Origin of the sequence: Pseudomonas sp. ESBL9 (assembly GCF_036668715.1) — a bacterium.
Taxonomy (GTDB): domain Bacteria; phylum Pseudomonadota; class Gammaproteobacteria; order Pseudomonadales; family Pseudomonadaceae; genus Aquipseudomonas; species Aquipseudomonas lundensis.
Map to the genome: position 1 here is coordinate 442,880 of NZ_JAZEVV010000005.1, position 12,866 is coordinate 455,745.

The 12,866-nt window shown below is 59.2% G+C and carries 12 protein-coding genes; 4 read left to right on the top strand and 8 right to left on the bottom strand.

The annotated features are described in order from the left end of the window. Position 1 precedes the first annotated feature (1 nt). From V6F78_RS16965 to tadA, 3 genes are all read left to right on the top strand, one after another. Entirely contained in the window at positions 2–268 is a 267-nt protein-coding gene (locus tag V6F78_RS16965) for a PTS transporter subunit EIIB (protein WP_048374567.1), read from the top strand. A 140-nt stretch (positions 269–408) separates the two neighbouring features. Continuing rightward, entirely contained in the window at positions 409–1,785 is a 1,377-nt protein-coding gene (locus tag V6F78_RS16970) for a multicopper oxidase family protein (RefSeq protein WP_094991326.1), read from the top strand. Further along, entirely contained in the window at positions 1,785–2,282 is a 498-nt protein-coding gene (gene tadA / locus V6F78_RS16975) for a tRNA adenosine(34) deaminase TadA (RefSeq protein WP_047273895.1), read from the top strand. The genes V6F78_RS16970 and tadA overlap by 1 nt, the downstream gene beginning before the upstream one ends. Positions 2,283–2,298: 16 nt before the next feature. Here tadA and cmoB read toward each other — a convergent pair whose 3' ends face one another. The 7 genes from cmoB to lon form a co-directional block, all read right to left on the bottom strand. Next, positions 2,299–3,255 carry a tRNA 5-methoxyuridine(34)/uridine 5-oxyacetic acid(34) synthase CmoB gene (gene cmoB / locus V6F78_RS16980; RefSeq protein ID WP_332727921.1) on the bottom strand — a complete coding sequence of 319 codons (957 nt, stop codon included), beginning with the start codon at positions 3,253–3,255 and terminating at the stop codon, positions 2,299–2,301. Beyond that, a complete protein-coding gene (gene cmoA, locus V6F78_RS16985) occupies positions 3,252–3,995 on the bottom strand; it encodes a carboxy-S-adenosyl-L-methionine synthase CmoA (protein ID WP_047273899.1) in 744 nt (247 codons plus the stop codon). Before cmoA ends, cmoB begins: the two co-directional genes overlap by 4 nt. Positions 3,996–4,106: 111 nt before the next feature. After that, on the bottom strand, positions 4,107–4,616 hold the full coding sequence (locus tag V6F78_RS16990) for a hypothetical protein (RefSeq protein WP_047295419.1): 510 nt from the start codon (positions 4,614–4,616) through the stop codon (positions 4,107–4,109). An 89-nt stretch (positions 4,617–4,705) separates the two neighbouring features. Continuing rightward, complete coding sequence (locus tag V6F78_RS16995) at positions 4,706–5,341, bottom strand: lysoplasmalogenase (RefSeq protein ID WP_047295417.1); 636 nt, start codon at positions 5,339–5,341, stop codon at positions 4,706–4,708. 1 nt (position 5,342) lies between these two features. Beyond that, positions 5,343–5,735: a protease inhibitor I42 family protein gene (locus V6F78_RS17000; protein WP_047282267.1), complete on the bottom strand. Its 393-nt coding sequence runs from the start codon at positions 5,733–5,735 to the stop codon at positions 5,343–5,345. A gap of 89 nt (positions 5,736–5,824) precedes the next feature. Continuing rightward, entirely contained in the window at positions 5,825–6,220 is a 396-nt protein-coding gene (locus V6F78_RS17005; protein WP_241485533.1) for a hypothetical protein, read from the bottom strand. Between the two features lie 263 nt (positions 6,221–6,483). Further along, on the bottom strand, positions 6,484–8,913 hold the full coding sequence (gene lon, locus V6F78_RS17010; RefSeq protein ID WP_047278778.1) for an endopeptidase La: 2,430 nt from the start codon (positions 8,911–8,913) through the stop codon (positions 6,484–6,486). A gap of 415 nt (positions 8,914–9,328) precedes the next feature. Here lon and V6F78_RS17015 point away from each other — a divergent pair, with 415 nt between their 5' ends. After that, the gene (locus tag V6F78_RS17015; RefSeq protein WP_332727926.1) at positions 9,329–11,671 is read left to right on the top strand and encodes a bifunctional diguanylate cyclase/phosphodiesterase; all 2,343 of its coding nucleotides are present in this window, start codon (positions 9,329–9,331) and stop codon (positions 11,669–11,671) included. Positions 11,672–11,723: 52 nt separating this feature from the next. Here V6F78_RS17015 and V6F78_RS17020 read toward each other — a convergent pair whose 3' ends face one another. Further along, positions 11,724–12,734 (bottom strand): MFS transporter, encoded by a 1,011-nt coding sequence (locus V6F78_RS17020; protein WP_332727929.1) that lies wholly within the window; start codon positions 12,732–12,734, stop codon positions 11,724–11,726. Positions 12,735–12,866 lie beyond the last annotated feature (132 nt).

The window sequence follows — 12,866 nt, forward strand, 5'->3', positions numbered from 1 at the left end:
CATGTTTGAAAAACTTCATCAGGCGTTCTGGAAAGCGCTGACCCCGGATCTGATGCCCGACGTGACCCGCCCGGCCTCGTCGTTGCTGGACAGTGCTGTATTGGCGGCGTTGGGCGGGGCCGAGAACATTACATCCGAACAGAAAGTCGCACTTACCCGCGTGCGCGTCCAAGTGTGCGATGCCTCGAAACTGACCCTGCACGCGCAGCAATTACCGAACGTCATGCCCTTGGCCAATGGCGTGGTGCATGTGCTCGTAGGGCTGTAAACGCCTCGTCGAGGTTCAGGCTTGCGGGCGTGGGTGCGGCCCTTCGCCACCCCGGCCTTACTGTTTCTCAACTGCAGGTGTATCGTATTCGCCTTTTGCGGGGCGTAAGCCCGTTTACGATACGAGAGGTAGTTGAGCCCATGTCCTTTACCCGTCGACAAATACTCGGTGGTTTGGCCGGCCTGGTCGTGGTGGGTGTCGGAGCGGGTGGCGCTTCGCGTTACTGGCTGGGGAAAATGGCCGACGCCGAGGCCGGCCACGATTACGAGCTGATTGCCGCGCCGCTGGACGTCGAGCTGGTGCCCGGGCATCAGACCGAAGCCTGGGCCTTTGGCCCATCGGCACCGGGTACCGAGCTGCGGGTGCGTCAGGGCGATTGGCTGCGGGTGCGCTTTATCAATCATCTGCCGGTGCCCACCACCATTCACTGGCACGGGATCCGTCTGCCGCTGGAGATGGACGGCGTGCCTTATGTGTCCCAGTTGCCGGTTCTGCCGGGCGAGTATTTCGACTACAAATTCCGCGTGCCGGACGCTGGCAGCTACTGGTATCACCCGCACGTCAACAGCAGTGAAGAGCTGGGGCGTGGGCTGGTGGGCCCCCTGATTGTCGAGGAGCGCGAGCCGACCGGTTTTGTCCACGAACGCACTTTGAGCATCAAAAACTGGCATGTGGATGAAGAGGGCGGGTTCATGCCGTTCAGCATCACCCGCGAAGCCGCACGCGGCGGTACGGCAGGGCGCCTGTCCACGATCAACGGCAGCCATGTGCCGACCATCGAACTGCCGGCCGGGCAAATCACCCGTGTGCGTCTGCTCAACCTCGACAACACCTTGACCTACCGCATCAACATCCCGGGCGTGGAAGCCAGGATCTACGCGCTGGACGGCAACCCCATCGAGCCACGGCCGCTGGGCAAGGAATACTGGCTGGGCCCCGGTATGCGCATTTGCCTGGCCATCAAGGCACCCGCCGAAGGCGAAGAATTGTCTCTACGTGACGGGCCTGTGCGCCTGGGTACGTTGCGGGCGGTGGCCAGCCCCGGTGCCGCGACCCAGTGGCCTGCCGCCTTGCCGGCCAACCCGATTGCCGAGCCGGATGTGGCCAATGCCGAGAAGCTCAACTTCAATTTTGAATGGGTCGGTTCGGTGTCCGAGAATCAAGACGGCGATCAACCCCCCAGCCTGTGGCAAATCAACGGCATTGCCTGGGACATCAAAGACAAGACCTGCGCCGATCGGCCGATTGCCAAACTCAAGCTGGGGCAGAGCTACATCTTCGAATTGAAGAACATGACCCAGTACCAGCACCCGATCCATTTGCACGGTATGAGCTTCAAGGTGCTGGCGTCCAATCGCAAAAAAATCACCCCGTATTTCACCGACACCTATTTGTTGGGTAAAAACGAACGTGCCCGCGTGGCGTTGGTGGCGGATAATCCCGGCGTGTGGATGTTCCACTGCCATGTGATTGACCACATGGAAACCGGCCTAATGGCCGCCATTGAGGTTTCCTGATGCGACAAGGGCGTCAACCCCAGATCATCGACCGCAGCCGCGATCAAGACTACATGCGTGAAGCGCTGGCACTGGCTGCTCAGGGGGCGGCCCTGGGGGAAGTGCCGGTGGGTGCGGTGCTGGTGCAAAACGGCGAGATTATCGGGCGCGGTTTCAACTGCCCGATCAGCGGTCACGACCCCAGCGCCCATGCCGAAATGGTCGCCATACGTGCCGCAGCCGCCTCTGCCTGTAACTACCGCCTGCCGGGCAGCACGCTGTACGTCACGCTGGAGCCGTGCAGCATGTGCGCGGGCCTGATCGTGCATTCGCGGGTGTCACGCGTGGTGTATGGCGCGCTGGAGCCCAAGGCCGGGATTGTGCAAAGTCAGGGGCAGTTCTTCACCCAGGGCTTTCTCAACCACCGGGTGCTGTTTGAAGGCGGGGTGCTGGCCGACGAATGCGGCGCGATCCTGAGCGACTTTTTCAAGGCCCGCCGCGCCAAACAGCCGTTGTAGCCGGGTTAGCGTGTGGTCACTTGCGGGCCACAATCACTGCGCGCATCGGCGCAGGCAACCCTTCAATGGTTTTGCTGTGGTCGTTCGGGTCGAGGTAGTCGCTCAACGACTGGAATTTCATCCACGGCGTTGCCCGCTGTTCTTGCACGGTGGTGATGCTCACGTCGACACAGCGCACCTCGCTGAAACCGGCGCGCCGCAACCAGCGCTCCAGCGCCGCAATTGACGGCAGGAACCACACGTTGCGCATCTGCGCGTAGCGATCTTCCGGCACCAGCACCTGATTCTCGTCGCCCTCAATCACCAGGGTTTCGAGCACCAGTTCGCCACCCTTGACCAGGCAGTCCTTGAGCGCCAGCAAATGCTCGATGGGGGAGCGGCGGTGGTAGAACACACCCATGGAAAACACGGTATCGAAGCCTTCGAGGTTCGCTGGCAGGTCTTCGAACGGGAAGGGCAAATGCCACGCGGCTTCTTGCTGCAAGAAGCGCTGCACGGCCTGGAACTGGCAGAAAAACAGCCAGTTCGGGTCTACGCCGATGACGCTGTGGGCGCCGGCGCCCAACATGCGCCACATGTAATAGCCGTTGCCGCAGCCCACATCGAGGATGCGTTTGCCTGTGAGGTCGATGTGCGGCGCGACCCGCGACCATTTCCAGTCCGAGTGCCATTCGGTGTCCACATGCACGCCGAACAGGTCAAATGGCCCTTTGCGCCACGGCGACAGCCCCATCAGCGCCTGATGCATCTGCGCGCGGGTGTCGTCGTCGCAGTCGGTGTCCAGGGTCAGCCCGTTGAGCAGGTCGATCTCGGTAGGCTTGACGTCGGGCAACGCATCCAGCGCGCTTTGCCAACGCTCAAGGTCGCCGTGGCCTTTCTCCATTTTGAGGTCGAGCTGAGCCTGCAGCGTGGTGGCCCATGCGGCCAGGGGCGTGCCGGCCAGACGCCGGGCAAGAGGGGAAAGATCAATCATGGCAAGGCAATCAACGAGGCAAAGTTAAGACACTGGAACCACGGCACGACGGTCGAGAACCCGGCGGCCAGCAGGCGTTCGCGGTGTTCTTCGAGGCTGTCGGGCTTCATGACGTTTTCGATGGCGCTGCGTTTTTGCGCGATCTCCAGATCGCTGTAGCCATTGGCGCGCTTGAACGCAATGTGCAAGTCAGTGAGCAAAGCGTGCTCCTGAGCGTCATTGAAGCGCAGCTTCTCTGACAGGATCAGCGCACCGCCCGGCAACAGCGACTGGCGGATGCGCCCGAGCAGGGCCAGCCGTTGCTCGGGGGCAATGAATTGCAGCGTGAAGTTCAGCGCAACCACTGAGGCCGGTTCAAATTGCAGCGCAAGAATGTCGCCTTCGATCACCTCAACCGGCAACAGCTCCTGAAACATCGAGTTCTGCCCGTTGAGGTATTCGCGGCAGCGCTCGACCATCGCCGCCGAGTTGTCCACCGCAATCACCTTGCACCCTTCGCTGCGCACATGACGGCGCAACGCCTGCGTCACCGCCCCCAGCGAACTGCCCAGGTCATAAAGCACGCTGTGGGGTTGGGCGAATTGCGCCGCCAGCACACCGAGGTTTTCCACAATGGTCGGGTAACCGGGCACCGAGCGTTTGATCATGTCCGGGAACACCCGTACCACGTCTTCGTTAAAGGCGAAGTCCGGCACCTGGGCCAGGGGCTGGGCGAAAATACGGTCGGGTTCTTTGCTCACGAGGGTTCCGGCGATGGAAATTCAAAAGGGGCGGCATTTTAGCCAAGTTGACGCTGGAGTGCGCGGTCTGTCTGATAAACCGCGCAGCATTCTGAATGTGCTGACAGGGTGTCAGGGGCATTCACACAACGAGGACGAGACGCTCACATGCCCGGTCAGAGTGATGTTTTTCTGTTCGCTGTCCTGTGCGGTAAACGTGAACTCACGGATGTAGTACGCGTGGTCGATGATGTCCAGCGTCAAAGAGCCGCTGATTCCTTCGCAGTTGTAATAGATTTCATTGCCGCCCACGACCGCGAACTCCACATACGACAAGTCCTGGATCGGCCCGGATACACCCTGCTCAAAAGTGTGTGTACCGCTTTTAATACCCAGATCAAAAATGAAATTAATCACCCGGTATTCGTAAGAGCCAAAGGTTGCAGCCGAGGCCGCAATGGACAGGGTCTTGAGGCCGCTGCCCAACATGATGTCATCGGCCTTGAAATCGGCGCGGTCCGTAATGGTGGCCGAGGCGTCGCTGATCAGTGCCTGTTTGGAGCGTGACGGGTGCTTGGGGTTTGGTTTGAGCGTGCCTTTGACTTTGTCTTTGCCACGCGTAGAAAAGTGATTGGCCATCATTGAACCCTCGCTGACTGTTTGAGTGTGCAGAGACGGTATTAATGATGGCAACGGGCATGGCGTCTACTGTCATAAGTGACAGTGGAGGGTCAGCGTTTGCGCTGGCTAAATACCGATGCGGCAATGCCCCATTGACCGAGCCAGTAGCTGAGGATGATCAGGTAGGGCGCGGCACCGAACTTGATCACGAAGCGGTCAATGCCGATCAGGCTGTCAGACACCACAAACGCCAGTGCGCCGGCCGCTGCCAGGCAGGCCGAGCGCTCAGGCACCTCAGTCCCCAATCGGGCGAGGGCGCGCCACAGCATGGCGCTGATCGTGAGGGCGTAGACGATGACCGGGATCAGCAAATCCCCCAGGCCATGGCTGGCCATAACGCTCAACAACCCGCCGCCGGCGGCCAGCGCCAGTAGCAGAGGCAGCGCTGCGATGCGTCGGCAATCGGCCAGGTAGGCCTTGAGGTACGCCAAATGGGCCAGCAGAAAAGCCCCGAGGCCAAACACGAACAGGTCTACGGGCCAGGCCAGGAGCACGTCACCGAGCAACGAAAACAGTAAACCGATACTGATCCAGCGCCGATAAAGGCTGGGCGGCGCGTCTTGTAGCCAACCGAGCAAGGCCAGCACGGGCAAGGGTTTGCTCAGCAGGCACAACAGCGTGGACTGCATGTGCACGCCATACAGGTAGGCGGCGGCGCCCATGACCGCGAGGATCAGCCACGGCATGTCAGTTCACCGTGACAGGGCAGTCAAACACGTGGGCGGGCTCTGCTTCAGGCTCCCAGGGCTGCTGATAGGTCAGGCGCAGGCGACCGGTGCCCGGTGCAAAGGCCTGAAAGCGCCAGGTGGATTGCCCGCCACTGCCCAGCAACTGGCCACTGTCGGCGCTTTTGTAGACTTCAGGGCCGAGGCTGCGCAACACGCCGCCTGCCGAATCCTGAATGGCCCAGCGGTAACCGGTCGTGGGGTTGCTGGGCAGCGTCAGCGTCAGATTTTGCCCGGTGTGCAATTGCATCGGGCAGTCACTCTGTTCTTCCACAATCACGTTGTGCGCCGGTTGCTGGGCGCAAGCCGCCAGCAAGGTCAAGCTGAGCAAGGGGATAAGACGCGCGGGGGACATTGAAGGCTCCATCGGGACAAGAACAAGCGCGCAGCATAACCCAAGACGGCAATCGGGCTATGCCACGCGGCTAAAGTTGCCCGTGGTGCTCAATAACTCATTGCGGCGTGAGGCGGGGTCACGGTGAATTCGCCGCAGACCTCGAACGGGTCGCTGAGGTGATCAGTGCCTTCAAAGGTGAACAGGCGTGCGCTGTAGCAACTTTCGATGACGGACAGGTGCAGGGTGCCAATATCAGCCTGGGTCAGGTGATACACCAGATCGCCATCCTTCTCGACGCATTCTGTGTAAGACATGTCGCGTACCGGGCCGGGTTGCCCGCGCTTGTACAGGTAAATGCCGGACTGGATATTGACGTCCAGGGTCAGCGACATGCAGCGATACTGCGGCGACCCGAAGTCTTCGATCTCAGCGGTGATGACAATCTTTTTTTGGCTGCTGGCAAAAGTGATTTCCTGGGCTTCGAACAGATGCCGACAGGACACCTCTGCTCTCAGTTCACCCTTCGTTCTAGGGTTGAACGCAGGCTTACCCAAAATTGTCTGCCATATTACGGCAGGGTTTCCATATGCAGGGTGCTGTAGTGCCATGATCCAAGCCCATCCAACGCTAACGGTTCTGGGGCCTATTAGTGTCGGGAACGGGTGTTGTGTCTACTGACAGAAATGACAGGGGTAGCCCCGCATGGGCAGTACTACAGCGCCGTCATGTTTGCATGGAGGCGCTGTAGCCCGTGGCTTTCAGCGGTTTAGAACAGCACTTTGGCCACGTCATTGAAGCGTTTGGCAAAGTGCACGGTGATGCCTTCTTTCAAATAGTCCGGCAGTTCTTCAAAGTGGCCGCGGTTGGCTTCAGGGAGGATCAGCTCGTGAATCTTCTGCCTGCGCGCCGCGATGACTTTCTCACGGACGCCGCCAATGGGCAGCACATGCCCGGTCAAGGTCAGCTCGCCGGTCATGGCGATGCCCTTTTTCGGTGGCTGGTTGCGCGCCAGTGACAGCAGTGCGCTGGCCATGGTCACACCGGCGCTCGGGCCGTCTTTGGGCGTGGCGCCTTCGGGCACGTGCAAATGCACAAACGCCTCATCGAAGAACTTGGGATCACCGCCAAACTGCTTGAGGTTGGAGCTGACGTAGCTGTATGCAATCTCGGCAGACTCCTTCATCACATCACCCAATTGCCCGGTCAGCTTGAACCCGCGGTTGAGGGTGTGGATACGGGTTGCCTCAATCGGCAGGGTCGCGCCGCCCATGCTGGTCCACGCCAACCCGGTGATCACGCCTGTCCCGCTGATGACCTGTTCATTGCGGAACACCGGCATGCCCAATGACGCTTCGAGGTCTTTGGGGCCGATCTTGATCACCGCCTTGGGGTCTTCCAGCAACTTGACCACGGCTTTGCGCACCAGTTTGCCGAGTTGTTTCTCCAACTGACGTACACCGGCTTCGCGGGCGTAGCCATCGATCACAGCCCGCAATGCACTGTCGCTGATGCTCAGGCTGTTTTTGGACACCCCGGCTTTCTCCAACTGCTTAGGCCACAGGTGACGCTTGGCAATCGCGATCTTTTCTTCGGTGATGTAACCCGAGAGGCGAATCACCTCCATACGGTCGAGCAACGGCCCCGGAATCGAGTCCAGCGTGTTGGCCGTGCAGACGAACAGCACTTTGGACAGGTCCAGGCGCAAATCCAGGTAATGGTCGAGGAAATCGACGTTCTGTTCCGGATCAAGGGTTTCGAGCAGGGCAGAGGCAGGGTCGCCCTGGAAGCTCTGACCCATCTTGTCGATCTCGTCGAGCATGATGACCGGGTTCATCACTTCGACGTCTTTGAGGGCCTGCACCAGCTTGCCCGGCTGAGCGCCGATGTACGTGCGACGATGGCCTTTGATCTCGGCTTCGTCACGCATGCCGCCGACACTGAAGCGGTAGAACGGTCGTCCCAGGGACTCGGCGATCGACTTGCCGACGCTGGTTTTACCCACGCCCGGCGGGCCGACCAGCAACACGATCGAACCGCTTACCGACCCCTTGTAGGCGCCGACTGCCAGAAATTCGAGGATGCGGTTTTTGATGTCGTCGAGCCCCGAATGGTGGGCGTCCAGCACCTTGCGGGCATGCTTGAGGTCGAGTTTGTCTTGCCCGAACACACCCCAGGGCAGCGACGTTGCCCAGTCCAGGTAGTTGCGGGTGACCGCGTATTCGGGCGACCCGGTTTCCAGGATCGACAGTTTGTTCATTTCCTCATCGATGCGTTTCTGCGCCTGAGCCGTGAGGGTTTTGCCTTCAAGGCGCTGCTTGAACTGCTCGATGTCCGCGCTGCGGTCGTCTTTGGTCAGGCCCAGTTCCTGCTGGATCACCTTGAGCTGTTCTTTGAGGAAGAACTCGCGTTGATGCTCGCCGATTTTCAGGTTCACTTCGGCGGAAATTTCTTTTTGCAGGCGCGCGACTTCGACTTCCTTGCGCAGCATCGGCAGGACTTTCTCCATGCGTTTGAGCATGGGCACGCAATCGAGCACTTCTTGCAGCTCGTTGCCGGTTGCCGAGGTCAGCGCGGCCGCGAAATCGGTCAGCGGCGACGGGTCGTTGGGGCTGAAGCGATTGAGGTAGTTTTTCAGCTCTTCGCTGTACAGCGGGTTGAGCGGCAGCAGCTCCTTGATGGCATTGATCAGCGCCATGCCGTAAGCCTTCACCTCATCGGTGGGCTCTTTGGGCTGCTGCGGGTATTCGACTTCCACCAGATAAGGCGGGCGGTGGTGTTTGAGCCACATGCTGATGCGCACACGGGTCAGGCCCTGGGCCACGAATTGCAATTTGCCGTTTTCGCGGCTGGCGTGATGCACTTTCACCAGCGTGCCGTATTCCGGGAGGCTGGAGGTGTCGAAATGGCGAGGGTCATCAGGTGGCGTATCGACAAAAAACAGGGCCAGCGAGTGATGAGGTGATTTGCTGACCAGTTCCAGTGTTTCGGCCCACGGTTCTTCATTGACGATGACCGGCAGTACTTGCGCCGGGAAGAACGGGCGATTGTGAATCGGGATGATGTACACCTTGTCCGGCAGATTCTGCTCCGGCAATGCCAGTTCAGTCCCGACCGAGTGGGGTTTGTGTACGGATTCGGTGTGTTCTATGTCTGCGTATTCAGTGCTGTTATCCGGGAAATCTTGCTGGTCGCTCATGGGGCACCTGCGCAATGGGGTATGGGGGTTAGATGGGGCGCGGTGTCAGTGGTTTCAATGGTGAAACGTTTTTCATCCTCTAGCCGCTGCCGAAGACTGCGCCGGTAGCGTAGCCGATGGCGCCCGGACGGCTTTTTGCAAGGGCCCGGCAGCCAGCGCAAAACCTCTGCCAGTGATTGATAAAACCTGGGTACACCCTCGTATTCGCTAGGCCTTTGTCGCCAACAACTTGACGGTAGACGGCCCGAAATTATTAGGCGATCTTCTGTTGGGCGACAGTTACGATTCATAACAATAAAGATGGAGTGGGCAGCCGCTTGCGTGGCTGCCTTCAGGGCGCACAAGGAGCGCGTATGCCTCAGGGAATCATCGCAAGGTGGGTGCAGGCATTGACTCAGTGGATCGAGGCCGCGCCATGAAGCTGCGCAACAGTTTTCAGGCCCGTATCAGCCTGTTTCTGGCGTTGCTCCTGCTGTTGCTCATGGGGGTGGTGTATTTCGCGGTTAAAACCGTGACCATCACCGTTGCCAGAGACCAGGCCGAAGAGCAGCTGCACACAGGCACGCGAGTGTTCGAGCGCTTCATGGATTTACGCTGGCGGCGGATTCAGTACGGTCTCAACTGGCTGACCAATGACTCGGGCTTTCGCCAGGCGGCACTCAACGGCAGCCCCGCACAAATCGAAGCCGCCCTGCAAGAATTCGAACCGAGCATTCGCGGCAGTGAGTTATTCGTACTGGACCTCAACGGTCGCATCATCACCAGCACCCTCAAAGGCCTGCCGCCCGGACAGCGCTTTCCTTACGCCAAAGACTTGAGGCTCGCACGCCGCCACGCGCAATCCATGTTGATCGGCGTTTTGGACAATCGACCCTACATGATGGTCCAGGGCGTGGTGCTCACCCCCTTGCCCGTCGTGCGTGTGGTGTCGGGGATGCCGATGGACGACGTGTTTGCCCACGAACTGCGCTCGTTGAGCAACCTGGAAGTGTCATTCATGGCCCTCAAACAGGGCGAAAGTGGCGTACTCAGCAGTACCCTGCCTGACGCCATGAACACCAGCATCGCCGCGTTCATGAGGGACCGCCCGGTCGGCACCCAGGTCTATTTCAACGAGTTTCAGGACAAACGCTTTCTCGGTCAGTTGCTGCAACTGACCACCTCAAACGATCCGCAAAACGGGCACGTGATGGCTTTCTTGCAAAGCCCGCTGGACCAGACGATGCAGGCGTTCAACTCACTGGATCGCAAGTTTTTGTGGATATCCCTCGGCGCGTTGTTGCTGTCGTTGCTCGGCGCCCTGTGGCTGGCGCGTGCGGTGTCGCGCCCGGTCAGCTTGCTGGCCGAGGCCGCCCAGCGAATCGGACGCGGCAATTATCAGGTGCCGGTCGAACTCAAGCGCAAGGATGAACTGGGCTTTTTGGCCAAGGCGATCAACGCGATGCAAAGCGGTATCGCCCTGCGCGAACAGCAACTGGCGCATAACGCGCTGCACGACGCGCTGACCGGCTTGCCCAACCGCGCGCTGGCCATGGAGCGACTGGGCAGCGCCATCAGCGCGAGCAGGGAGGTGGTGCTGATTTATCTGGGCGTCGAAAACTACCGGGTGATCAACGAAAGCTTCGGCCAGGACGGCCTGGAATTGATCATGCGCGAAATCAGCCGCGTCATGCTCGACACCTTGCACGAACGGGACACCGCCGCGCGCATCACCGGCAATGAGTTTTTATTGCTACTGGAAAGCACCCAGATCGATGCCGCGGTGGTCATGGCCGACAGGCTCCACCGGCTGTTGAAACGACCGCTGAGCATCGATGGGCATGAGGTGTCGCTGGAAATCTGCATGGGCATTGCGGCCTACCCGATCAACGGGCAAAGCGTCGAGGAACTGATCAGCCGCGCCGCCCTTGCCCGACGCGATGCCGCTGCGCTGCCGGGTTACTTGCAGGTGTACCAGCAAGACCGCGACCTGGCCCATCAACGGCAAATCCAGCTGATACGCGACGTGCGCAGCGCGGCGAGCGAGGGCGAACTGTTTTTGCTGTACCAGCCCAAACTCGACATCAGAAGCGGCCACGTGCATCAGGCTGAAGCCCTGCTGCGTTGGCGTCACCCCGAATTGGGCGTGGTGTCGCCAGCCGAATTCATCCCGCTGGCCGAACGCACCGGCAGCATGCCGTTGCTCACCCACTGGGTCATCGAAGAGGGCGTGCGCCAACTGGCCGAGTGGAATCGCAAAGGGCTGCACCTGCAACTGTCCCTCAACATCTCGGCGGCGGATTTACAGGGCGAAGACCTGCTGTTGAGCGTCGACGCCTTGCTCTCGCGCTATCAGGTATCGGCCGGGCAATTGATTTTCGAAATCACCGAAAGTGCGGTCATGCGCGACCCGGAGCATTCCCTCAGCGTGCTGGAAAAACTGCGCGAGGGTGGCATAGGGCTGTCGGTGGACGATTTCGGCACGGGCTACTCGTCACTGGCGCACCTCAAGCGGCTACCGGTGCAAGAGCTGAAAATCGACCAGTCGTTTATCCGTAACCTGGACGAGACCAGCGAAGACGCAGTCATCGTGCGCTCGACCCTGGAGATGAGCCATAACCTGGGGTTGAAGGTCGTGGCCGAAGGCGTGGAGTACCAGCACACCCTTGACCTGCTGGCGCGTTGGCAATGCGACACGGCTCAGGGCTACCTCATCAGCCGCCCGCTGGAGGCGTCGGCGTTAGAAGCATGGCTGTCACGGTTGGAAGAAACGGCCTGAAATGGGGGGGGTGTGGACATGCCGGGCTCATCGGTTACATCGCATCACCCCATTAACTCGCCTTGATGCAATGTTGACTCACCGAGTTTAATTTTCCGATCACACAGGCTAATAAAAGGAAAATAAAAGCCAGATGCACAGGTTCTCTAGCGTCAATCAGACTGACAGTCACACCTATAAAAGCAGCCAGCAATTGATGAATGAAACCGCACATAGCCATTGTATAAGGCCCTTCAATAGGGGCGTTTTCACAGGCTTGCGACAAGCTGACGGGGTAGTTGATCGCCTGACCGAAAACGATAAAACAGTAGGGGAGCCACATCATCAGGGCATAGGTGGGGGCAACAATGACTGCGCACGTCATGGCAGCACTCCCGGCCATCATGATTCGAATGCCCAGAGTGTTGAACCGTGATTGCCCGAGACTCATCACCCAGTGATTGACGCTCAACGATCCCGACATATAAGCCACACTCATCGCCCAGCCAAAGTTGCCGTAATCCGTGACGGACCACTGATAAACCGTTTGAAAAATAGCGGGCGCGGCAGTATTGAACGCTATCAGTAACCCATAGCCCAATCCTCCCATCAGCGCCGGCGTAAGGAAGGGGCCATGTCTGACTAGCGTCAGATACAGCTTCCAGCCAGTGGAGGAACGTTCGGGGTGTTGTGAATTCGGTATGAACCAAAAAAATAATCCTGTGTGAAATAACGCGCCGAGTGCAAGAAGCCAGAACGTGGCAGTCCAGTCCGCTGCATTGATTAAAACAGCGCCTATGTATTGCCCGACGCCCAAAGAAATAACGAAGGCAATGGATAACCAGGAAAGTGCCTTGGCGAGTTGAGCACCTTTGAAACGCTGAGCGATCAAAGAGCGTGCCATGACTGACATCCCGCTGGCAGCAAACCCTTGAAAGAAACGCAAAAACAGAAACGTCCCGATCGTATTGCTTTGCGCCAGCCACGCGCTGCACAGACTGAAAAGAAGGAGTGAAACCATTAACACTTTTTTGGTTCCCCAGCGCCCCCCCCAATGTCCCCATATCAACATGGGTGCAGCCATGCCCACTAAGGATGGTCTGAAGTAGGCCGCTATTTTTCGACTGCTGAGCCATAGGTGCTTTCAAAAAACGGCAGCCGTTCAAAACCGATCACGTCTGCCGCCTATTCCATCCATTTTTTCCGCTGAACGCTC